Origin of the sequence: Xanthocytophaga agilis, assembly GCF_030068605.1 — a bacterium.
Taxonomy (GTDB): Bacteria; Bacteroidota; Bacteroidia; order Cytophagales; family 172606-1; genus Xanthocytophaga; species Xanthocytophaga agilis.
The window spans coordinates 469,683-490,748 of record NZ_JASJOU010000001.1; the positions used below are offsets into that span (position 1 = coordinate 469,683).

Genomic DNA, 21,066 nt, shown 5'->3' on the forward strand with positions numbered 1-21,066 from the left:
AGGTATGTAACTACTTATTTTAAAGTTGGCCAGGTATAGTTTTTATTCCATGAATAGAAATCTTCAATTTCTTTGCCGTGTGAGCTGAGCCAGTCCTGAACTTCTTTACTTTGGTTACTTGCTTGTATGATATACATGAATGTAGTGACCATTGATTTTTTTTGCATCTCTGCAAAATAAGGAACATAGTATTGCCAGTAAAAACCTGTTTTTTTATCCTGATTAGACCCTAGCATAGAGAAAAAAGTATCCAGCTGAAAATTAAGTTTTTCAAGACCTGTAAGTTGTTTTTCTTCAACTTTTACTTCGCTACCCATAGTACCTAGTATAAATTCTGCAGCAAAAAAATCATTTTCTTTGGGTTTATCGCTGGATAGGTTTTTGAGTGCATCTACTGTAATGGTTATTTTTCTATTTTCATTTGATGCCGGTGTTAGAATTTCCTGCAATATCTGCCAGTTTTGTGCTGCTCTTTTGCTTTCAGGTTCCAGAATCAGCATTCGCATCAAAGCCAGCATGGCAGGGACTTTATTGGTTCTTAATAAGGTCCGGCCTATGATATTATGAGAGCCAGGATGGCTAGGTTCTAATACAATGGCTTTTTGAAAGTTTTCGAGTGCTTCTTCCTGTTTTTCTTGCTGAGCTAATGAAATTCCCTTATTAAAATACAGCAGATAATGATCTGGAAATTTTTTAATACCTTGATCATAGATCTTTATGGCTTCTTTTCCTTTGTCTAATTGATCAAGCGTATTGCCATACAAAACATATGTGAGTTGAAGCGTTGACTCATTCTGGCAGATTTTGATCAGTTTTTTAGCTATTTCTATTGCTTCTTTGCTTCGATTAAGTGAAGATAAGGAAAACGCTTTTTCATATAGAGCTGTGTAATTATCGGGTTCTTCTGTTAATGCCGCATCATACTTTTTAATAGCTTCTTCGTATCTTCCTTCATCATGTAAGGCAATCCCTTCTTTTAGAAATTGTGAGGCTTTCTGTGGATTCTGAGCTTTCAATGAAAAAATACTCAAAACAGATAAGAAAAGTATATAAGTATACTTCATATAGTATGCTTGATGTTTTTTACATGATGAAAAAGATGAGACTTTTCCATAAGCTATCTTTCTGTTTTTAGCTTTTAATTCTTCTGTAGATAAAGATTCAGAGAACATAGTATTTTTGCAGGCTAATTTGACTTCTTATTCAGTTATGATGCTTGTTTTCTATACTATAGGTATTTACTTAATGGGTGCACTTATCCGTATTGCTGCTTTGTGGAATAAGAAGGCTAGACAATGGGTAACGGGACGAAAAGACATTTTTTCAAGTTTACATGCATCTTTTGATGAAAACATCTATCCTATAGCCTGGTTTCATTGTGCTTCGCTGGGAGAGTTTGAACAAGCCCGACCTGTAATTGAAGGATTTCGAACTAAACATCCACACTATCGTATTTTATTAACCTTCTACTCACCCTCTGGATATGAAATACGAAAAAACTATGAGTATGCTGACTGGGTATTTTATCTTCCTTTAGACACAGGCAGTAATGCTAAACGATTTATTGAAACTGTCCGGCCTGCAATCGTATTCTTTGCAAAATATGAATTTTGGCATTATTATCTAGCAGAGCTGCGGAATCAAGCTATTCCAACTATACTTTTCTCTGCAATATTTCGTCAGGATCAGGCATTTTTTAAATTTTATGGTCAGTTTTTCAGGAATATGCTTACATGCTTTACTCATATCTTTGTTCAGAACACAAGCTCGCTGGCTTTATTAAAAGATATTGATTTAGAAAATGTTTCAGTGGCAGGTGATACTCGCATTGATCGAGTAAGTAAAATTGCAGAAACGAAGAAAGATATTCCATTGGCTGCAACATTCAAAGCAGACCAGCCGTTGCTGATTGTGGGAAGCGCCTGGCAGGGTGATCTGGATCTTTTAACAGGCTATCTGAATCAATATACTAAGCCACTTAAGATACTAATAGCTCCACACGAGATAAAAGAGGAAACTTTACAAAGTATTGAATCTGCCTTTACAAAAAAAACTATACGTTTATCAAAAGCTGTAGATAATTCTATTGCTACCTATGATGTTCTTTTAATTGATAGTATTGGCCTTTTGTCTTCTTTGTATCAGTATGGAGATTTTGCGTTTATAGGTGGAGGATTCTATGATGGGATTCACAGCATACTAGAACCTGCTGTTTTTGGAATGCCGATCTTTTTTGGACCTAATTATAAGAAGTTTCAGGAAGCATTTGATTTGATTGAAGAAGGTGGTGCATTTTCTGTTAAGAACACAGCTGAGTTTATTCCTATTTTTGAAAAGCTGTATTCAGATGCTACCTTACGAAAAGAGGTAAGTGATAGAGTACAGATGTATATTCGAAAAAAATTAGGAGCAACAGAGAAAATTCTTAAAGAAATAGATTTACTGTATTGAAGTATGATAAACCATTTAGATAAGTTATATATTTGTTTGTGAGGATATGTGCTGAATGTCAGGTTAATATATTGTGTTTCTATGTGTTATACCTTACAAGTTGATAATGCCAGCTGTAGTTTATTGTGAATTTTACAATAGTTAGAGACTGTTAACTAATGGTAAAAAAGTTGCTAAACACCACTACTTCAAATTCTGTCTCTACTCCGGTTGCTGTTTTTTTTCCAAATCTGAATGGTATTCGTTGTATTGCATCCCTATTAGTATTGTTCCATCATATGGAAATACTTAAGGCATTTTTTGGAATGAAAAACTTTTCCGAGAATATATTTATTGCCAGAATAGGAGGATTAGGAGTAGTTCTTTTCTTTGTATTAAGTGGTTTCTTAATTACATATCTTTTATTGGCTGAAAAACAGAAGCATTCCCATATAGCTATCAAGTCATTTTACATGCGTCGTATACTACGTATCTGGCCATTGTATTACTTGGTCGTTATAATTGCTTTTCTGGTTTTACCACGCTTCGAGTTTTTTTATATCCCATATTTATCTGATAATCTGTTAACCGATTTCTCTCTCAAACTTACCTTATATCTGCTTATTCTTCCTAATGTAGCTTCAGTAGTGACAAGTACTGTACCCTATGCCGGGCAGGCATGGTCTGTTGGTGTTGAGGAACAGTTTTATCTTCTATGGCCAATCATTCTAAGCAAAACACAGCACTACCTTGAGGTTTTATGTGCGATTATTGTAGTAATTGTAATGTTCTCCAATGGCTTTCTTGGAGATGGACTTATTACACTGGGACATTATCTACATATTTCGAATCCAGATTGGTATACTTTGGCTACTATTGTTACAAAATTTTTTAAGGACTTGAGAATTAGCTGTATGGCGATTGGAGGGATTGGAGCTTACCTATTATTTTTTAACAAAGAAGAGATTTTGAAAATTTTGTTTTCAAGAAGTGTTCAACTATTTATATATGTAGTCCTTATTCTTTTGTTACTACGAGGAACTTCAGTAAGCCAGGAGTTCTATGCTGTGTTATTTATTATTTTTATTATGAATATGGCTGCTAATACCAATCGTTTATTTAGTTTGGAAAACCCTATAATTAATTATTTGGGGAAAATATCTTTTGGGTTATATATGTGTCATAATATTGCAATTGTCATAGCAATTCGTGTTTTTCTGTACTTTTTCTCGACAGTGGATAATTTATGGCATCATCTGATCCTTACAGGGATGGTATTTAGCATCGCCATTATTATTGCGGCCTTATCATATCATTGCTTAGAAATACGATTTATGAAATTGAAGTTGTATTTTAGCCGAAGTTAGTCTTACTGCATTGTAAATGCTTACTGACAAAATCAGATACTTATTTCGCTTCCTTACTAGAATTCCCGACATTTGTGGCAAAAAAGAATAGCTAATGCCTCAAGGAATTGTAATGCGCTCAACCGGATCATGGTATGAAGTTCGTACGGATGACCATCAATTGTTAAAATGCCGTTTACGGGGAAAAATAAAGCTTAAGGATATTAAGATAAATAATCCTATTGCTGTGGGCGATAAAGTAGTATATGAGTATGAGCCAGGTCTTGCTACAGGGATCATTACTGAAATTTTACCAAGAGAAAACTATATTATTCGTCAATCAGTACACAAATCGGCATTTAGTCATATTCTTGCCGCCAATATAGATCAGGCTATTCTTATAGTTACTCTTACATTTCCTCGAACCTCGCTTGGATTTATTGACCGTTTTTTGGTCACAGCAGAGAGTTTTAGGATACCTACTATTTTGATCTTTAACAAAATAGACTTGCTTGAAGAGGAGGCCAGAGTAAACCAGAAAGAATTGATTGCTTTATATGAAGAATTAGGCTACAAATGTATTGAAACCTCAACCTTAGATAATATCAATCTTGATGAATTTCATGCAACAATCCGCCATAAGAAAAGTTTATTGTCTGGACATTCTGGAGTAGGAAAGTCGTCTTTAGTCAATAGTGTTAATCCCAATCTGAAACTGAAGACTAATGAAGTATCTACTTTTGCCAATAAGGGAGTACATACTACTACCTTTGCAGAAATGTTTGAGATAGAACCTGATACTTTTATTATAGATACTCCGGGTATTAAAGAATTGGGTTTGGCGGATATAGAATCATGGGAAGTCAGTCATTATTTTCCTGAGATGCGTGATTTACTTGGTGAATGCAAATACCATAATTGTACCCATACTCATGAGCCAGGTTGTGCAGTACTTGAAGCTGTAGAAGCAGGCAAGATTGCTGAAAGCAGATATATCAGCTATTTGAGCATGCTTCAGGGAGACGATAATCGTAAATAATCGCTTATTTCCTGTTATTTTTACAGGAAATTCATAAACTTTGTGTACAATGATAGTGGAAAGTAACTTTTGGTAAGGATTTTCGTAGTATAGAATACCTGTCTATTTAAAATCTCGCTCTTTTATCTTATGGAGCAGCCCCTGGTAACTGTAATCTGTCTGTGCTACAATCAGGAATGTTTTGTAGGAGATACTCTATTATCTGTATATCAGCAAACCTACTCTGCCATTGAACTGATAATTGTTGACAATGGAAGTACGGATGATAGTATATCCAAGATTGAAACTTTCCTGGAAATATGTCCTCATGCTATATTCATTCGGTTGAATACAAACCAGAATACAGCTATTGCTTTCAATCAGGCACTCAGTCACTCCTCTGGCAAGTATATCATTCACATTAGCGGAAATCATATTCTGGTCCCTCACAGAGTAGAAAGGCAATTAAATGCTTTTTCTAAATTGGATAAACGATATGGAATAGTCTATTCAGATGCTGAGTTATTAAATGAACAGCTTGATCATATTGGGTTCTGGTATGAAAGGAATAGTGAAAGCAAGCAACTCAATGAAGGAAATTCTGGAAATGTATATGCCTCATTATTCAGGAAAAAATATATTTGTAGTGCCTCTATGATGGTTGCCCGGGTAGTTTATGAAACCCTGAATGGCTATGATGAATCATTGGAGCATGAAGAGTTTGATTTCCAGGTTCGTTCTGCTAAAAAGTATTATTACTATTATCAGAACGAAGCCCTTACCAAAATAAGAATTTGTGGAGATATCCTGAATGACCGAAACTACATTCACGCTCATCTGCTATCTATATTAAAGGGATGCCAGCATGCCTATCGTCTGAATTCTTTTGATAAAGAAAATCAGGCACTAGCGATTTGCATACGTCGTTATTTACTTCAGGCCTTATTTACCGATAATCGGGAGCTTGTACATAAATTTGGACAACTTCTCTCAAAAATTACTGAACTCACCCGTTTAGACCACCTTTGGCTTGGTTTGGCCAAAAGCAGATTCCCTTTGTTTATTTTTTATCGTCAATATCTGCGGTTAAAAAAGCCTGTAGTTGTGTTTTAGCTCTACTAGTTGGATGTAAAAGGAATAACAACCTTGAAACTAATGTTTCTGCCCATATTATATACCCCTGTTCTCCCTGTAGCCATATTTGTATCCAGGTATTTCAGACGACTTTGATGTGACTGATAGGCTATATCAAATACATTATTTACAGATAAATAAATGGAACACAACGTTTGTCGTCTTTTTGTTGTTAAATCGCCACCAATACCTATATTGACGATTTGATATCCTGGGGTGCGTGTTTCTGTATTATATGCCTTCAAATAGTTATTCTGTGCCTGATATAATTCAAAATCAATGGTTGCATATAGATTTTGAAAGTATGAATGCCAACGATCTTTACTTACTTTTAACTGAGTAATCCATCGTGGTGCAGGCATAAAAGGTAAGTTTCTCCCATCTTCATTACTGGCAGATAGATTTTCTCCAAATACACTGGAGAAATTTTGGGTAATACTAAACCATCTAGCAGACTGAGGATTAAAAGTGGCAGTTGCTTCAATTCCTCGTAAGCGGGCATTGCCTTGAGTGTATCTGAATACAGGAATTGAACCTTGTACCAGTGAGTCAGTTCCATTCTGTGTTTGAACTCGTTCAGAAAATGTATAGTTGCGAATAGAGTTTTGGAAAAGGTTTACATCCACATACAAATTTTTGTTTTCATAGGTGAAGCCAATATCACCTTGATAGGCTACCTCTGGTATCGCTTTCAGATTACCTATTTCATAACGAAACGTTCCGGCATGAACACCATTAGAGGAAAGTTCCGGAACTGTTGGTGCACGAAATCCTCTGGATATATTGGTTCGTATCAGGAGTTGATCATTGATAGTGTAGACACCACCCAGACTGGCAGATATGTTTTGATATCTTTTCTCCAATCCACTGAATCTTTCAGAGTTTACTCCTTGTGGAGTAACCTGGAAGTTACCTGTAGAGTCGATATATAATTTGCCAATAGTAAGTGTCCTTGAATCATATCTTATTCCTCCACTGATTTTCAGTTTTTCAAAGTTGCGCTTACCAAATACAAAAAGGCCATTGTCAAATAGATTATAGTTTGGATATAATACCTGAAATCCATGGTTGTCTAATTGTTGATACATACCATTAGAACCTACATTTACTTCCCAAAGTGTAGTAGGAGCTAAATTGTATCGAATGTCATAATAATAAGTATGCAGATAAAGACTTAATTGAGACTGCCAGGGGCGGGTTACATCCCCATATTCATTTCGGCGATTTTGAGCATAACTGATAGTTGCAGAAAGCGAAGATTTATCGTTGAGATTGAATAGGCTGCTCCATGCGAGTTTACTATTTATAAGTTGCTGGGAATTATAGGGAATAAAACGTCTGCTCTTTAATTCTTCCTGAGTTACGGCTCTTGTACCTGTACTATCGTCTGGTAGAATAGTCGCTGTAGTAAAATGGCCGTTACTATCACGTGTGCCATTTATAATATTAAATTTTTGGAATGATCGTAGAAAGTAGATTCTGGAATAACCCCATTTTTTATTTAAACCTATAGATCCGTTAATATTGAAAGGCTCTGCAAAGTTAGAAGCATATACAATGCCATCATAACGGTTTCTATAGTTTTGAGAAGATTTTGTTGATGTATGCAAATGCCAGGTGACACCATTTTTATTTCCTGAAATTTGTACGGATGTTCCTATCAATCTATGATTGGTTTGATAATTGGTTAGTAAACGTCCTGTGATTTTTCCTTCTTCAACAGGACGTGGTGATAGCATAGATACAACGCCCCCTAATCCATCTGATCCATACATAAGCGAACCTGCTCCCCGAATGATTTCATAACGATCAATTGAATACTCGTCTATCTGAATACTATGTTCCTCTCCCCATTGATTATCTTCCTGGCGTACTCCATCATGCATAGTGATAACCCGATTAAATCCCAGGCCTCTGATAATAGGTTTGCTTAATCCTATACCTGTAGATACTTGTGACATGCCGGGTAGTTTAGCAACCGCATCTACTAAGTTGGTTGAGGATTGTTGCAGGAGCTTTGCTTGGCCAATAGCTACAATTGGGATAGGACTTTCTTTTATGATGGTTTTAGTAGATGATCCTGTTACAATCACTTCTTCTAGTGTTTGAGAGGTGCTTTCTATAACAAAGTTGATATTTTGATCACTTTGTATGTCTGCTTTGGCTAGAATAGTCTTATAGGATACACTACTGATCTGGATCGTGTAATAGCCTTTCGGAAGCCTGTTTATTCGATATTTTCCATTGGCATCCGTTGTTGCTCCAATCTGTAACTGTGGTATATAGATAGTAGCACCCACCACAGCTGTGCTATCATTCTGATGAATAATTGTTCCTTGTAGCGAATATTGTGCCCATGTGGTACAATAGCATAACGAAAGGATAAGGATAGTATATATTTTTTGCATAGATACGACAGATTGTTTTGTGGTATTCTGTTTAGTAGGGTGAATTTATTTCAGACAATGCTACTATTTTATCTTATGCAAATGTATATATTATTTTAATTAATTGAAAAATAATTTTAGGTGAGGCTAAATTTTTTATTCTGTGACTACTGCATTACGGATAATATAAATCATCTTTTCTGGGTCTTGGCTGTTAAGTATCAGTATACCACGGATTTTAGCAGGGCTTTCTGATTGTTTAACAGGGGATTGAGCTTCAACTTCAACTACTGTTTCGGGACCTCCTACACCACAGAAGAAACAAGCATTCAGTGGGAGAGAGGAGAGTGCAAAATGTTTTGACCAACGTGTTTGCTCAAATGGATAGATGTAGCCTGTTATTTCTACAGACTTTCCCTGTAATGCTTTAACACGGTCACCAAATTGTGGTGTGTAGTAATCATCCCGTAATCTGAATTTTACATCTGATAATATCTTCCACGTTTCTGAAGAAATAGAAGTATTATTCTGCTTGTTCTGGGCTTGTAACAAAGAGCAAATGCTAATAAAGATCAGAAGTAAGATTGATTTATGCATGTCTAAATTGTCAGAAGGGTTGATGAATGACAAATTTAGATATTATTTGCAATGATGTTGCAAATTTATTGATGCAAACAATTAACCAGATTTAAAAAATAGTAGATCGGGCAAAGAAAAAACATATGGCTTTTCATTACCTTTGACTGTTTTTTACAACCCATTTGATTACAGGTGGGTTTATTCTATATAATCTGCAATTTTACTTAATTATGATCCTTTCAGGGCTGGAAATCCGTAAGCAATTAAATAAAACCATCTTTATTGAGCCTTACAGTGAAACCCAACTTAATCCAAATAGTTATAATTTAAAATTACATCATGAGTTGTTGGTATACGATGGACCTGAGCTGGATATGCGGAAGCCTAATCCTGCAAGTAAATTGGTAATACCTGAAGATGGATTACTATTGGAGCCCGGAAAGCTTTATCTGGGGCGTACTATAGAACACACAAGAACAGATGCCTATGTTCCTATGCTGGAAGGACGTTCTTCCATTGGTAGACTTGGCTTATTTGTACATGTTACAGCAGGATTTGGGGATGTTGGTTTTAATGGCTTCTGGACATTAGAGATGTTTTGTATTCACCCATTGCGCATTTATGCAGGTGTTGAGATATGTCAGATTTTCTACCATGCTGTAGAGGGTGAATATGAAGTCTACTCTAGTGGGAAGTATCAGAATAATCAGGGGATACAACCCAGTTTGCTTTATAAAGATTTTGAAAAGAAATAAAATAAAAAAGCCTGTGACAATTCGATTATCACAGGCTTTTTTATAGCTATAGCAAAAGGTTATTATTTTTCTATTCCAAGTAATTCAACTTCAAATATAAGCAGGCTATTAGGAGGCATTTCTGCACCTCTTCCCTGATCTCCATAGCCAAGCTCTGGGGAAATGAAGACTTTCCATTTGGAACCTACTTTCATCATTTGCAGTGCTTCAGTCCAGCCTTTAATTACTTGTTGGACACCAAAAACAGCAGGTTCTCCTCTGTCTATAGAACTGTCAAATTTTTTTCCATCCAGAAATGTGCCTGTGTAGTGCACTTTTACCCGATCAGTTGGTTTTGGATAAGGGCCAGTCCCTTCTTTAAGAACCAGATATTGAAGGCCAGTTCCTGTTGTCACTACTCCTGGTTTTGTTTTATTTGCAGCTAAAAATTCATCTGCCATTTTTTTGTTTTCTACAGCTTTTTGTTTGTTTTTCTCTTCCATTTTCTGTCTCATAGATTGAAAATAGTTTTGAAGTATACCTACCGATTGCATTTCACTTAATAATAAAGTGTCTTTCTTTTCCAGTACGGAACGCAATCCCTGCAGTAATAATTCGGTATTTAATGAATCTATCGGTTGAGAGTTTACACTACTTCCTATGTTTACTCCAATCGAATAGCTTACTGAATCAAGATAATTTTTTAGTTGAGGCTTAGGTGGTGCTACAGGCAATGTTGCTTCTGTTTCTCCTTTGCCCTTTTTCTTCTTCTTGTCTTTTTTCTCTTTCTGGGCGTATGCAATTCCCGAAATCAGACTTAGTAATAATAACAGAATTGAAATTCTTCTCATAGCAGTAAAAGCAAAGTAGCACGACATTGCGTGCTACTTTGCATTAGTTTGTTTTAAAATTATTTTTTCCCTTTATATACTTTTAAAAGCTCAACTTCAAATACCAATACTGAATTTGGTTCGATACCACTTCCTGGAGGTGGCTGCATGCCATATCCTAATGAAGAAGGTACAAATAATTTATATTTAGAGCCTTCAGTCATCAGTTGTAAACCTTCAGTCCATGCAGGAATTACACCATTCAATGGGAATTTAGCAGCTTTGCCATGATCATAGGAACTGTCAAATTTCTTACCATTAGTCAACGTTCCTGTATAGTGTACTTCTACTGTATCTGTAGCAACTGGTTTTACGCCAGTACCTTCTTTGATTACCTCATATTGTAATCCGGAAGCAGTTGTTTTTACACCAGACTTGGCTTTATTGTCTGCCAGGAATTTCTCACCTGCCTTTGCGTTTGCTTCAAACTTTTTGTTTTGCTCTTTTTCTATATATGAGTTAATCATCATTTGCATTTGCATATCACTCATTTTTACACTGTCACCTTTCAATGCACTTAACATAGCACTTTGAAGTACTTCAAGGTTAAAAAGAGTATCGGCTCCATTGTCTTTAAAGCGTTTTCCCTGCATTATGCCTAGTGCGTAGCTAGCTGAGTCTTTGGCATTTTTCAATGAAACAGATCCAGAGCCGAATCCGGCTTTGTTGTTGTTACATGAAGAAAAGAACACACCACCCGCTAGCAGCATAATGGCGATCATATTATTTTTTTTCATTTAAAAGAAAGATAAAAGATATGGATTGATAATAGTCTTGATTTCTGTATAATATTTTCCCCGTAGCTATGAAGATGCCGCGAAATTACAGGATTTTTTCGATTATCCTCACATACGTGATGTTTTATCGGATATTTTGTAGCACTCTAAACGCATAGAAGGAGTGTTCTCATTCTATTTATGTGTTTATTAGAATGCAAATATCCTGTTTATTGATTCATTTGTGCCAGTAGGAATAACACTGCCATACGGACAGACACTCCGTTCTCTACTTGTTGCAGAATAATTGAATGTTGGGAGTCTGCAGCATCACTGGTAAGTTCTACACCCCGATTGATAGGGCCTGGGTGCATAAGAATAATCTCTTTATTTAGTGAATCAAGCAGTGCTTTATCTATGCCATAATAGAGACTATATTCCCGTAAGGAGGGAAAATATTTGATCTGCTGACGTTCTAGTTGTATACGAAGCACATTTGCCACATCACACCATTGCAAGGCTTTACGAACATCATATTCTACTTTAACACCTAATTCCTGAATATATTTAGGTATAAGCGTAATAGGTCCACAAACCATTACTTCTGCTCCTAATTTTTGCAGACAGAATATATTAGAGAGAGCAACTCGTGAATGGAGAATATCACCAATAATAGCTATTTTCTTTCCTTCCAGACTTCCAAGTTTTTCACGAATAGAGAATGCATCTAATAAAGCTTGAGTAGGATGTTCATGTGTCCCGTCTCCCGCATTGACTACATTAGCTTTGATGTGTTTGGATAAGTAATGAGGAGCTCCTGGACTAGAGTGGCGCATTACTATCATATCTACCTTCATTGCCAGGATATTATTAACTGTATCCAGTAGTGTTTCTCCCTTTTTTACAGAACTTCCTGAAGATGAAAAATTGACTACATCCGCAGATAATCGTTTTTCAGCTAATTCAAATGACAGGCGGGTTCTTGTCGAGTTTTCAAAAAAGACATTGGCAATAGTTATATCTCGCAAAGAAGGTACTTTTTTGATAGGGCGGTTGATTACTTCTTTAAAGGTATCAGCCGTTTCAAAAATCAGTTCTATATCCTCACGTGTGAGGTCTTTGATTCCAAGTAAGTGTCTGACACTCAGTGAAGGCATTGCGTTAATTATAAAGTTGTAATAAGAATTTATAAAGCAAACTATCTATTTTAAGACAAAGGACTGCGGATAGTTTATCCAGTTGTATCCTGAGTATCTACTAACCAGATGGCATTTTCTGTTGCCCCTTTCTCTGTCCATTCCACTAAAACACGTTGAGATAGAATGGTATTTACGTGTTGACCAACATAATGTGGCTCGATAGGCAAATCTCTGCTGTATTTTCTATCAATCAAGACCAGTAATTCCACCTTATGGGGTCTTCCAAATGCAATCATTGCATCTAGTGCTGCCCGTATTGATCTGCCAGTGAATAATACATCATCGATTAAAATGACCTTTTTGTTTTCAATAATAAAAGGTACATGTGTTGTATTGGCAAGAAGGGGTGTTTCCCGTCTGCGAAAATCGTCTCTATAAAAAGTGGTATCCAGATATCCGGTTGGAACGTTTTTACCTGTTAATTCCTGCAACTTGCTCTGAATGTGTTTGGCTAGAAAAACGCCTTTGGGTTGTAAACCAAGAATGACTGACTGCTCGAAAGTGTCATGATTTTCAATGAGCTGCTGGCACAAACGTGTGATAGTAATGTCCAGCAAACGACTATCTAAAATTAGTCTTTTAGGCATGGGGGTTGTAAATATGCCTGCAAAGATAAAAACGATTTCGGATTTCAGTTTCGCACATCGGAATTTTTTACATATTTTATGAAATGTATCTCATGGAGAATATGTTATGATTTTATCAAATATTAATCTTTATTCTCATAAATCTTTAATGTCTGAATAAACAAAAACCCCGTCTCAAAGAGCGGGGCTTTTGCGATTATTAGGTCATTCTCAGCAGATTTTTATCCAATTCGACGTTGTAATTCCTGTAATTGATCTTTCATTTTCGCTAGTTCCAACTCTACTTCATACAAGAATCCTTTAACTGGTTGCATATTCATATGAGCTTTTACCTTCCATATTTCCTTAACATCTTTGGTGGCAATAGAATATGTTGGGTAAATTGAATTATCTGATTGCAGGTAAAGCTTTTGTGAATCTTCTACATACTCAACTCGTTTCACTACTACACTTTCTTTAGTATCAGATACGACTACATACATTTCTCCACTTCTGATATCTCTCAATTTTTCTGTAAATTCACAAACCAGCCAATCACCCGTGTGTAGAGTAGGTTCCATACTTTGCCCTGTTACCTGAAAGGCTCGAAATGTGCCATTTCTAAACTCTACGCTAGGAATAGAAAAGGCTGGCAGATTACGAATGTATTCTGGTTCAACACATCCTTGCATATATCCGGCGGCAGCTTTAGTACTAACCATCAGTATATTATCAGTACCTTCCTGGTTGACTGTAACTGCAAATGGCTGAATAATACGCTCCGTTTGAGTGATAACACGTTCTACCACATTGCCTTTGCTTGTGTCTTTGTCCAGGCGTAATTTTTCATTTTCTCTTTCGAGTTCTTTCCGTTTGCGATATAGATCATCATTGGTTTCTTCAATTAACTCAATACGAGCCTTTAGCATATCATTTTCAGCCTGAATGCGTTGCCAGTCGCGATTAGTAGATTCGCCTGTTCCCAGAAAAGAGTTGGTTGACAGAATACGTTGTGCTGCTGGTGTAGGAGGGGTAGTATTTAGAAACATTTCACCTTCACCATGATATAACCATTGTTTATTAAGGTTAGGAAAAATTTCTACCAGCTTTTCCAATACTGCTGTGCTGGGCAGATTCTTTCCACTTTCAATCTGAGAAATACTGGATTGGGTAATCTCCAGCTTCTCTCCAAACTCTTGCTGATTTAAGCCTGCTGCTTTGCGCAATTGTTTAAAACGTTGCGCATATGTTGAAAAAGGTGTCATGTTATTATAATAAGAAGAAAGTTACAATGATATTTCTTTCGCTGTAGTAATAATTTTCGAATGCAATAATAATTAAAATAAATTATTTATTCCTATTTTTTAGTGATAAAAATTATTTTACCTCAAAAATAAGAAATTTTATTTTTGATTTTTATCTGTTTTAATTATATTTGCAACGGTTTAAATGGTTTGATTATAATAAAGCGAGATAATATGTTTATACCTGCTATTGCATCCAGACCTTCTGTATCTCAGTCCCTGGTGAAAGAATTGCGTAATGATGTATGTCCCAGACGTATATATGGTGCTTATGTTTTAGGATTGCCTACAGTGCCTACAGATAGTCAGTTGAGAGGTATTTACTTTGAGTATAAACTCACTGGTTCATGTGGTAAATCGGGGATTCCGCCTATAGAACCTCTGCAGAAAACAGGTAAGCGATATGTGGATTTTGAGCGGCTGGATGGACAGGCTCAATTTATACGAGAAGAACTGTTTCCTTATTATGGTATAGAAATACTGGATACGGATGTTGTGATCGCAACTGAGTTTACTCATCCTGACACAGACGAGATTGTTACTGTAAAATGCCGTCTGGATGTTTTGGCACGGGTAAATAATAAACTGGCAGTGATTGATATCAAGGCAACTGGAGACGTAGCAAACGGTGGATGGCGGAATCCGATAGGACTGGATCATACACAGGCTTATTTCTATATGTGGGCTTTATATCAGTCGAAGGAACTTAATAGCGAGGGTGTTATGCCTGAGTTTTATTATATAGTAGCAGACTGGTCTCCACGAAGTGATTATGAAGTAATTAAAGTAGAATGGAATAATGGAAGTTTCTGGGAAGTGCGTCATGCTGCAACAGAAGCATTTGATAAAATGAAGAGTATGGAAGAGCAGGGGTTTCCTGCCAGACCATCTTATCAACAGTGTCAATCTTGTCCATTCCAACATTCCTGTACAGATAAAAAACAGTTCAAAGAAGTAAAAGTAATCTGGTAAAAAATAGACACTTTATTTCTGAGCAGAAAATAGTTGACAACCTTCTCTTTTGTTATTTTTCATCCTTGTTTGAAAACTCCGTTAACTCTGTTGACGGAGTTTTTTTATTGTTATATATCATGTCTTATCACCTTATTTTATAAAGACCTGAAGTTGAGATGATAATAAATATCTTGAAAATAATTTTAATAATTATTTTGGATAATATAATATTTGATTATATTTGTACTGTAAATAATATCGCATATAACGAATAAAACTATGAATCTTATCACAATCATTGGCGGTGGTTCAGGTACAGGCAAGAGCTACTCACTACATAATTTAGGCAAAGATGCGGTTGTATTAAATGTTGAACGCAAAATGTTGCCCTTTCAATCCAAGGGATTGGTAAACGTACCAATCAATTCTACTTTCAAACTGTTTGAAGCAATTAACCGGTTACGTGATAATGATGAGTTTAGAATAATAATACTGGATTCATTCTCTGAATTCTGTGATATTCTTCTGGCTGAATGTAAAAATAAAGCTAAGGGGTTTGATGTATGGAACTTATATAACACAGAAATATTCAATTTGTTTCAGGCGTTGAAAAGCCTAAAAAACAAATATGTGTTTGTTGTAGGCCATACAGAAACTTTAATGGACTCAGATGGAGAAAGAATTCAGCGGTTGAAAGTAAAAGGAAAAGAGAATGAAGGGATGATTGAAAAGAACGCAACGTGTGTGTTCTATTCCAAAACTGTACGCAGACAGGATGGAAATGGAGTAGACTACAAGTTCATAACAAATACAGACGGGTATTTACCTGCTAAAACGCCATTTGGCATGTTTAAAGATTTTCTGGTTGAAAATGACCTTGCTGCAATTGTAAAGGTATACGACGCTTTCTATCATGAAAGTGCAATGAAACTGGCAGAAGCTGCCTGATTTGTGGTTGCGAATAGAGAGAAGTTTCAATAAGAAAACCAGAATATTTACTTCAAAAGATGTTTAACTTCCTTAATTTTTAAATTCTATGTTAGCAACTTCCATTCCAACTATGCCCCAAGAATCAGTACGTAGAGAACACTATGTAGGTATTTTGTTGGCGTATGTTGAAGCAATTAACCCAACCGATGCAGAACGTATTGAAATGGGTATTGTCACTCAGGAGTCACTGGATAGTGGTAGAACCAAACCTGTAAACTATCGTGAAGAAGATGGTCGATATCGAATTGACTTCTGGTTAAAAGGTAAAGATGAATCTGGGAAAGATGTACGGGTACGCCACTCTGTTTTTGTGAAAAATGAAGATGCTCGTCCATCGACAGTGGGTAATATCCAGGTAATTAATCAACAAGGGAAAACCGCTTACATCCCTCAGGTATTTTTCGAAAAAGGAAAATCTCCTTATGAAGATTGGTTTAGTGCTCCTTTTCAACGTGCACGTGTAGGAGAAGCAGAATTACTACACTTTGTAAATGCCTGGATGAACAAGAAAACAGAAGACAAAGCAGTTGTACTGGATTTTGCATCCATTTCTAAAGGAAACCTGAAACAATTGCACCAGATTCTGCAAAGTGATAAAGCTTCTTATGTGAAAATAATGCTGGGCGTACGTATTGCAGATGACGGACGTCGTTTTCAGACTGTATTTCCTCGTTTGGTTATGCCTTCATGGACAATAAACTATGAACGTTTGCATAAAGAATTGGTGAATTATTTGTCAAATGCCCAATCTCGTAATGATTATGGTGTTACTCCGGATATGGCGTATGACCGCAAATTATATCGCCTTCGTGTGTATGATGAAGTAGTGACGACAAGTAATTCATCTAACATGATGCATTCCAATATGCAGGAACCTATTTCACAGCTAGACCTGCCTATTACATCCATGCATGATGAAGACCTGCCTTTTTAAGTAAGATCTGATGAGAGGGTGAAATCTGGCAGGAAATTTATCAATAGATTTCCCCTCTCTCAACCAGCTATAGTACCTTATTATATTCATTTACTACAACTATGATTTCGAATAAAGATTTATATCTGGAAGAATACTATCAGAACGGCGCAGAGATAGCTATGTATCAGGAATTTGAAGCATGGCAGGCGTGGGAGGCATTGTTGAAATGGGCCGATGATCGTATTCGTCAATCTGAATCATTTTTTCTGGATTTAAGAGATGATTCTTTAGAACCTGTAGAAATAACGCCGGAAGATGAATTAATCAGTGAGGAAATGAATTGGTTTATGCGTGGAGACTCTGTTTCACAGGAAGGAAAGTCAATTCGTTTTTTGCCGGAAAATACCGGATGGCGTATACCTGCCTAAGGAAAGTGGTACTCTTTCAGATTTGATCTTTATCTGGTAGAAGGGATTCATTTTAAAAAAACAAACCATATGAATAGTAAAGTTAAGCAGTTATGGACGGAGGCATTGCTCAGTGGGGAGTATAAACAGGGATCTAAACGGCTTAGAGATAAAGAAGATCATTTCTGTGTATTGGGAGTATTATGTGATTTATATGTAAAACACCATACGGATTGCCGATGGAAGCCTATGGAAACCAAAAGTGGTTTTCGGATTGTCGGTAAACGTGAAATTCATTGGTGTGAAGACTATTTGATTGAGCCTGTAATGGAATGGGCTGGATTGGAAAAAAATAATCCGTTGGTAGAATATGACGGACAAAATATTTCTCTGGTAGCTTTGAACGATAAGGGATTACCATTCGAACAAATTGCCAGATTAATAAAACAACAGCTTTAGACTATAAAAAATGCTGGTTGCAATAGGTGGACCAGGTGTTTTTACAAATTAAAACAAAACTAATAATAGCCATGTACGTTGCTGAAAAGATCACTTGCCCTCATTGTGCCGGAAGTCGTACTGTTCAGATACAGGAACGCGAATTTGCTATCTGCGGTGTTTGTAGTGGCAGAGGGTATATTCAAAAGTATCAAAAACTTACTGCTGCTCAGATTTTTGGAATGATATGGCAGGAAGATACGAATACGGATGTTAAGTATGCTGTTAACAGTGGAGAAGGGGGAAGTTCGCAAGATAGAAATGATGATCGGAAAGGCGTTATTAAGAAGTCATAGGCCAGACAAAGGTGAGTAATAGATCGCTGATAGATTACTCAATAAAGGATGTGGTTTTATGTATTGATATATCCTGTTTTCAGTGTATTACTTTTCGATTTTTTACTGATGATTGAACTTACAACCCGCTATCCTTGTCAACGCATTACCCTTGACCCTGATTTTACAGAGATGGTTTTAGATAAAGTAATCCTCCTTTCACATATTTCTTATTTTGACTGGATTGATGATTTTATAAAAATCTATTTCTGTATTAAGATGACTAACCATAATGGACGGACTGAAAGTATCATATGGCATCCATTCAATGAAGTTTCTGTTGCAAATTGTTATCCTATTGCTGAGTATAATGAAGTAATCGAAATACCTGAATGGGCTATAGAAGCAGAAGTCTCATTGGTGAATACAGATCTTCTGACAGGAGATGAAGTTGTAGGTGTTTTTCTGGATTTTACTAAAGCACCACGCTCAGTGCAGGAAACAAACCGAGTTGATGTGAGTGCAGATGTATATTAAAATAGAAGTGGAATTGTGCAGGATTACATACACAAATTTAACCAATCCACTTATTACCCAAATTGAAAATAATTAAAACGTTAGAAAACTATGGCACTTAAGATTAAACGTAGATTAACAACAGAAACTATTGATAATCTGGCAACGACATTGCCGTTATATCTGACAGACGAGTTTAATATATGGTACTATGCTGTTTTGGATGAAAATACTGTGTTGGTAGTTTCATGTGATTCATGCCAGGTACAGACTTTTGATGAGACTTTTAATAGCAAATATTCCATAGATTTTGATGAATTGAAAAAATGTGATGCAGCTTCTTTTAATGAGGTATACTCACATACCAGAGAAAGATTAGTGGATGCTGACAGAAAGCTTCAGTCTTCTTTGGCTGTATCAAAGTCTACCTTTACAGAACTTTTCATTGAGAGTGCCGATCATTTACGTGCTGCCAGCTAATAATCAGATAGATTATTAATATAATACACAGTCCCATTGTATGTAGTCAGAGTAACATACAATGGGACTTTTTCTGTTTGTAAGCTTGGGAAGTGATAGCGATTGACTATGATTGTTTAAATGCTTATTGTTTTAGAATTTCAATAACCTTTTCCTAGACATTATCTGTACTTGTCTGAATACCTTCTATATTGTTGTTAATCATAGTTAATTACCATTTGATGAAAGCGAAGATTGTTTAATCAAATCCTGAGTAAATTGTAGTTCCCTGTCAGTATGATTAAGTATATCCTGAATAGAGGGTTCAATCGTATGATCTGGAATCACACCATGATCAGGATATGGATATCCTGAAACAGCCATATAATAAGCTAACATGGGAATCCCTACAATAAACTTACTGTGAGGTAATTTAACAATAATGAAGGTGCCACTGTTGTTTCCATAATAGCCTCCGCCTACTTCTTGTCCAATAAATGTAGCTCTCTGATGAGAGTGGGCTATTGTAGCAAACTCTGACGTTACCGAAAAGCTCCATCCATTCGTAAGGATATATAATTTACCCAAATAGGCATTTTGCTGGGGCTTCTGAACCTTCAGGTTTTTGTGATGTGTCCATAAATGTGGTCCATTTTTAGGTTTTTTGATTAGCATTTTTAGAATGCCGTAAAACTTAGGCATATCTGCATATTGTGCAAAGCTATATGAATGGGTTGGGGTCATTTCCAGACGGTCATAGTAAGGAAATTTTTCATCTGTCAGATAAGAATACAGTTGAGCTCCCCATCGGTCCAGGCCTCCTTCATTATCCCGCAAGTCAAGAATCAAATGTTGAATATTACGGGTTTTGAGTTGAGCAAAAGATTCCTTTAGAAATTGTTCATAATCATCTCCTTTTTGAGCTGGATAGAATACCTTGATACGTATAAGAGCCGTTTGATTGTCCAGAAATTTCAGCTGAAAGGTAGGTTCTTCTGGTTTGGGATGCTGTTTCTCAAATGCTTCAATCTGAGATACTGTTACTGCTGGAACTTCAAGAGATGAAGTAGTACTATCTGTTTTACGGCAAGTAATCTGAAAGGATGGGGACGAACCTATAAGGTTAGCATAATAAGCTGAAAAGCCTTGGTTTAATTCCAGATATCGGGTAGACCGATTGTTTCCATCTACGAAAATTTTTGTGAGTAATGAAGAAACAACTTCTGAAACAGGTTTGCCATTGATTGCAATAATTTCTGTTCCTTTAGCGACTGGAAGATTGCCTGCATAACTTTCCAGTACATATACCTTCTGCTGAGTAAAATAAAGCTGCCAAGGGAACAATTGATCTGTCGCGTAAAAATAACGAGTCGTCCACTTGCCATCCGGATGAAATTTTGTGTGACCACATTTGATCTGCGCAATAGCTGGAGTAAGAGTTTGATAGAATTCCTGATCAGTCATCTCTCGTTTAAAAGAATGTGACAGACTATCAAACATCTTTGTAAATGTTGTTGTATCTGTATAACGATACAAACCAGGATGTGCTTCTTTTAATGCTCTCTGGAAGACATCAAAATCTTCCTGCATCTGAGTGGGAGTTAGCTTTACCGTCTGAGCAAAGCTGGACAGGCATATGATTAGACCTATCCAGAAACAAAGGACCTTTTTTTGCATAGTTGTAAATAAGATTGTAGTAAAATGTGGTGCAAAAGTATATCCCCACTTAGTATTGATCGTCTGATCCG

Annotated in this window: 22 protein-coding genes; 13 read left to right on the forward strand and 9 right to left on the reverse strand. The window is 36.3% G+C overall.

Translation table 11 applies throughout. The annotated features are described in order from the left end of the window. Nucleotides 1-14 precede the first annotated feature (14 nt). Nucleotides 15-1,064, reverse strand: a complete 1,050-nt coding sequence (locus QNI22_RS01800; protein ID WP_314508882.1) for a tetratricopeptide repeat protein — start codon at nucleotides 1,062-1,064, stop codon at nucleotides 15-17. 145 nt (nucleotides 1,065-1,209) lie between these two features. Between QNI22_RS01800 and QNI22_RS01805 the strand changes: the two genes are divergently transcribed. The 4 genes from QNI22_RS01805 to QNI22_RS01820 all read left to right on the forward strand — a co-directional run bounded on the left by QNI22_RS01805 (nucleotide 1,210) and on the right by QNI22_RS01820 (nucleotide 5,907). After that, nucleotides 1,210-2,451 (forward strand): 3-deoxy-D-manno-octulosonic acid transferase, encoded by a 1,242-nt coding sequence (locus QNI22_RS01805; RefSeq protein ID WP_314508883.1) that lies wholly within the window; start codon nucleotides 1,210-1,212, stop codon nucleotides 2,449-2,451. A gap of 158 nt (nucleotides 2,452-2,609) precedes the next feature. Next, nucleotides 2,610-3,797: an acyltransferase family protein gene (locus QNI22_RS01810; protein ID WP_314508884.1), complete on the forward strand. Its 1,188-nt coding sequence runs from the start codon at nucleotides 2,610-2,612 to the stop codon at nucleotides 3,795-3,797. 94 nt (nucleotides 3,798-3,891) lie between these two features. After that, nucleotides 3,892-4,815 carry a ribosome small subunit-dependent GTPase A gene (rsgA, locus tag QNI22_RS01815; protein ID WP_314508886.1) on the forward strand — a complete coding sequence of 308 codons (924 nt, stop codon included), beginning with the start codon at nucleotides 3,892-3,894 and terminating at the stop codon, nucleotides 4,813-4,815. A gap of 129 nt (nucleotides 4,816-4,944) precedes the next feature. Then, complete coding sequence (locus QNI22_RS01820) at nucleotides 4,945-5,907, forward strand: glycosyltransferase family 2 protein (RefSeq protein WP_314508887.1); 963 nt, start codon at nucleotides 4,945-4,947, stop codon at nucleotides 5,905-5,907. Nucleotides 5,908-5,912: 5 nt separating this feature from the next. Here the strand turns inward: QNI22_RS01820 and QNI22_RS01825 are convergent, their stop codons facing one another. Then, nucleotides 5,913-8,336, reverse strand: coding sequence for a TonB-dependent receptor (locus QNI22_RS01825; protein WP_314508888.1), 2,424 nt, complete (start codon nucleotides 8,334-8,336; stop codon nucleotides 5,913-5,915). A gap of 135 nt (nucleotides 8,337-8,471) precedes the next feature. Further along, nucleotides 8,472-8,912 (reverse strand): hypothetical protein, encoded by a 441-nt coding sequence (locus QNI22_RS01830; RefSeq protein ID WP_314508889.1) that lies wholly within the window; start codon nucleotides 8,910-8,912, stop codon nucleotides 8,472-8,474. Between the two features lie 212 nt (nucleotides 8,913-9,124). Between QNI22_RS01830 and dcd the strand changes: the two genes are divergently transcribed. Beyond that, the gene (gene dcd, locus QNI22_RS01835; protein ID WP_313983875.1) at nucleotides 9,125-9,649 is read left to right on the forward strand and encodes a dCTP deaminase; all 525 of its coding nucleotides are present in this window, start codon (nucleotides 9,125-9,127) and stop codon (nucleotides 9,647-9,649) included. 62 nt (nucleotides 9,650-9,711) lie between these two features. Here dcd and QNI22_RS01840 read toward each other — a convergent pair whose 3' ends face one another. From QNI22_RS01840 to QNI22_RS01860, 5 genes are all read right to left on the reverse strand, one after another. Next, the gene (locus tag QNI22_RS01840; RefSeq protein WP_314508890.1) at nucleotides 9,712-10,479 is read right to left on the reverse strand and encodes a BamJ family beta-barrel-assembly machinery protein; all 768 of its coding nucleotides are present in this window, start codon (nucleotides 10,477-10,479) and stop codon (nucleotides 9,712-9,714) included. Between the two features lie 59 nt (nucleotides 10,480-10,538). Then, nucleotides 10,539-11,255, reverse strand: a complete 717-nt coding sequence (locus QNI22_RS01845) for a BamJ family beta-barrel-assembly machinery protein (protein ID WP_314508891.1) — start codon at nucleotides 11,253-11,255, stop codon at nucleotides 10,539-10,541. Between the two features lie 209 nt (nucleotides 11,256-11,464). Then, entirely contained in the window at nucleotides 11,465-12,391 is a 927-nt protein-coding gene (locus QNI22_RS01850; protein WP_314508892.1) for an aspartate carbamoyltransferase catalytic subunit, read from the reverse strand. A gap of 74 nt (nucleotides 12,392-12,465) precedes the next feature. After that, nucleotides 12,466-13,020, reverse strand: coding sequence for a bifunctional pyr operon transcriptional regulator/uracil phosphoribosyltransferase PyrR (pyrR, locus tag QNI22_RS01855; RefSeq protein WP_314508893.1), 555 nt, complete (start codon nucleotides 13,018-13,020; stop codon nucleotides 12,466-12,468). Nucleotides 13,021-13,241: 221 nt separating this feature from the next. Continuing rightward, on the reverse strand, nucleotides 13,242-14,264 hold the full coding sequence (locus QNI22_RS01860; RefSeq protein WP_314508894.1) for an XRE family transcriptional regulator: 1,023 nt from the start codon (nucleotides 14,262-14,264) through the stop codon (nucleotides 13,242-13,244). 213 nt (nucleotides 14,265-14,477) lie between these two features. Here QNI22_RS01860 and QNI22_RS01865 point away from each other — a divergent pair, with 213 nt between their 5' ends. From QNI22_RS01865 to QNI22_RS01900, 8 genes are all read left to right on the forward strand, one after another. Then, complete coding sequence (locus QNI22_RS01865; RefSeq protein ID WP_314508895.1) at nucleotides 14,478-15,275, forward strand: PD-(D/E)XK nuclease family protein; 798 nt, start codon at nucleotides 14,478-14,480, stop codon at nucleotides 15,273-15,275. Nucleotides 15,276-15,536: 261 nt separating this feature from the next. Further along, nucleotides 15,537-16,205, forward strand: a complete 669-nt coding sequence (locus QNI22_RS01870; protein ID WP_313983855.1) for an AAA family ATPase — start codon at nucleotides 15,537-15,539, stop codon at nucleotides 16,203-16,205. A 112-nt stretch (nucleotides 16,206-16,317) separates the two neighbouring features. Beyond that, nucleotides 16,318-17,181, forward strand: a complete 864-nt coding sequence (locus QNI22_RS01875) for a hypothetical protein (protein ID WP_314508896.1) — start codon at nucleotides 16,318-16,320, stop codon at nucleotides 17,179-17,181. Between the two features lie 101 nt (nucleotides 17,182-17,282). Then, nucleotides 17,283-17,591: a hypothetical protein gene (locus tag QNI22_RS01880; protein ID WP_314508897.1), complete on the forward strand. Its 309-nt coding sequence runs from the start codon at nucleotides 17,283-17,285 to the stop codon at nucleotides 17,589-17,591. A 69-nt stretch (nucleotides 17,592-17,660) separates the two neighbouring features. Continuing rightward, nucleotides 17,661-18,029, forward strand: coding sequence for a hypothetical protein (locus tag QNI22_RS01885; RefSeq protein WP_313983846.1), 369 nt, complete (start codon nucleotides 17,661-17,663; stop codon nucleotides 18,027-18,029). Between the two features lie 71 nt (nucleotides 18,030-18,100). Beyond that, entirely contained in the window at nucleotides 18,101-18,364 is a 264-nt protein-coding gene (locus tag QNI22_RS01890; RefSeq protein WP_313983843.1) for a hypothetical protein, read from the forward strand. Nucleotides 18,365-18,472: 108 nt separating this feature from the next. Then, entirely contained in the window at nucleotides 18,473-18,880 is a 408-nt protein-coding gene (locus QNI22_RS01895) for a hypothetical protein (RefSeq protein ID WP_313983840.1), read from the forward strand. A 90-nt stretch (nucleotides 18,881-18,970) separates the two neighbouring features. Further along, nucleotides 18,971-19,339 (forward strand): hypothetical protein, encoded by a 369-nt coding sequence (locus QNI22_RS01900; protein WP_313983838.1) that lies wholly within the window; start codon nucleotides 18,971-18,973, stop codon nucleotides 19,337-19,339. A 207-nt stretch (nucleotides 19,340-19,546) separates the two neighbouring features. Here QNI22_RS01900 and QNI22_RS01905 read toward each other — a convergent pair whose 3' ends face one another. Beyond that, complete coding sequence (locus QNI22_RS01905) at nucleotides 19,547-20,995, reverse strand: S41 family peptidase (RefSeq protein ID WP_314508898.1); 1,449 nt, start codon at nucleotides 20,993-20,995, stop codon at nucleotides 19,547-19,549. Nucleotides 20,996-21,066 lie beyond the last annotated feature (71 nt).

Excerpts from the sequence above, each read along its gene's own strand:
- QNI22_RS01825 (WP_314508888.1), bottom strand. The coding sequence starts at position 8,336 with ATGCAAAAAATATATACTATCCTTATCCTTTCGTTATGCTATTGTACC.
- QNI22_RS01850 (WP_314508892.1), bottom strand. The coding sequence starts at position 12,391 with ATGCCTTCACTGAGTGTCAGACACTTACTTGGAATCAAAGACCTCACA.
- QNI22_RS01895 (WP_313983840.1), top strand. The coding sequence starts at position 18,473 with ATGATTGAACTTACAACCCGCTATCCTTGTCAACGCATTACCCTTGAC.
- QNI22_RS01880 (WP_314508897.1), top strand. The coding sequence starts at position 17,283 with ATGATTTCGAATAAAGATTTATATCTGGAAGAATACTATCAGAACGGC.
- QNI22_RS01810 (WP_314508884.1), top strand. The coding sequence starts at position 2,610 with ATGGTAAAAAAGTTGCTAAACACCACTACTTCAAATTCTGTCTCTACT.
- QNI22_RS01890 (WP_313983843.1), top strand. The coding sequence starts at position 18,101 with ATGTACGTTGCTGAAAAGATCACTTGCCCTCATTGTGCCGGAAGTCGT.
- QNI22_RS01905 (WP_314508898.1), bottom strand. The coding sequence starts at position 20,995 with ATGCAAAAAAAGGTCCTTTGTTTCTGGATAGGTCTAATCATATGCCTG.
- QNI22_RS01820 (WP_314508887.1), top strand. The coding sequence starts at position 4,945 with ATGGAGCAGCCCCTGGTAACTGTAATCTGTCTGTGCTACAATCAGGAA.
- QNI22_RS01800 (WP_314508882.1), bottom strand. The coding sequence starts at position 1,064 with ATGAAGTATACTTATATACTTTTCTTATCTGTTTTGAGTATTTTTTCA.
- QNI22_RS01885 (WP_313983846.1), top strand. The coding sequence starts at position 17,661 with ATGAATAGTAAAGTTAAGCAGTTATGGACGGAGGCATTGCTCAGTGGG.
- pyrR (WP_314508893.1), bottom strand. The coding sequence starts at position 13,020 with ATGCCTAAAAGACTAATTTTAGATAGTCGTTTGCTGGACATTACTATC.
- QNI22_RS01860 (WP_314508894.1), bottom strand. The coding sequence starts at position 14,264 with ATGACACCTTTTTCAACATATGCGCAACGTTTTAAACAATTGCGCAAA.
- QNI22_RS01870 (WP_313983855.1), top strand. The coding sequence starts at position 15,537 with ATGAATCTTATCACAATCATTGGCGGTGGTTCAGGTACAGGCAAGAGC.
- QNI22_RS01830 (WP_314508889.1), bottom strand. The coding sequence starts at position 8,912 with ATGCATAAATCAATCTTACTTCTGATCTTTATTAGCATTTGCTCTTTG.
- rsgA (WP_314508886.1), top strand. The coding sequence starts at position 3,892 with ATGCCTCAAGGAATTGTAATGCGCTCAACCGGATCATGGTATGAAGTT.
- QNI22_RS01805 (WP_314508883.1), top strand. The coding sequence starts at position 1,210 with ATGATGCTTGTTTTCTATACTATAGGTATTTACTTAATGGGTGCACTT.
- dcd (WP_313983875.1), top strand. The coding sequence starts at position 9,125 with ATGATCCTTTCAGGGCTGGAAATCCGTAAGCAATTAAATAAAACCATC.
- QNI22_RS01840 (WP_314508890.1), bottom strand. The coding sequence starts at position 10,479 with ATGAGAAGAATTTCAATTCTGTTATTATTACTAAGTCTGATTTCGGGA.
- QNI22_RS01875 (WP_314508896.1), top strand. The coding sequence starts at position 16,318 with ATGCCCCAAGAATCAGTACGTAGAGAACACTATGTAGGTATTTTGTTG.
- QNI22_RS01865 (WP_314508895.1), top strand. The coding sequence starts at position 14,478 with ATGTTTATACCTGCTATTGCATCCAGACCTTCTGTATCTCAGTCCCTG.
- QNI22_RS01845 (WP_314508891.1), bottom strand. The coding sequence starts at position 11,255 with ATGAAAAAAAATAATATGATCGCCATTATGCTGCTAGCGGGTGGTGTG.
- QNI22_RS01900 (WP_313983838.1), top strand. The coding sequence starts at position 18,971 with ATGGCACTTAAGATTAAACGTAGATTAACAACAGAAACTATTGATAAT.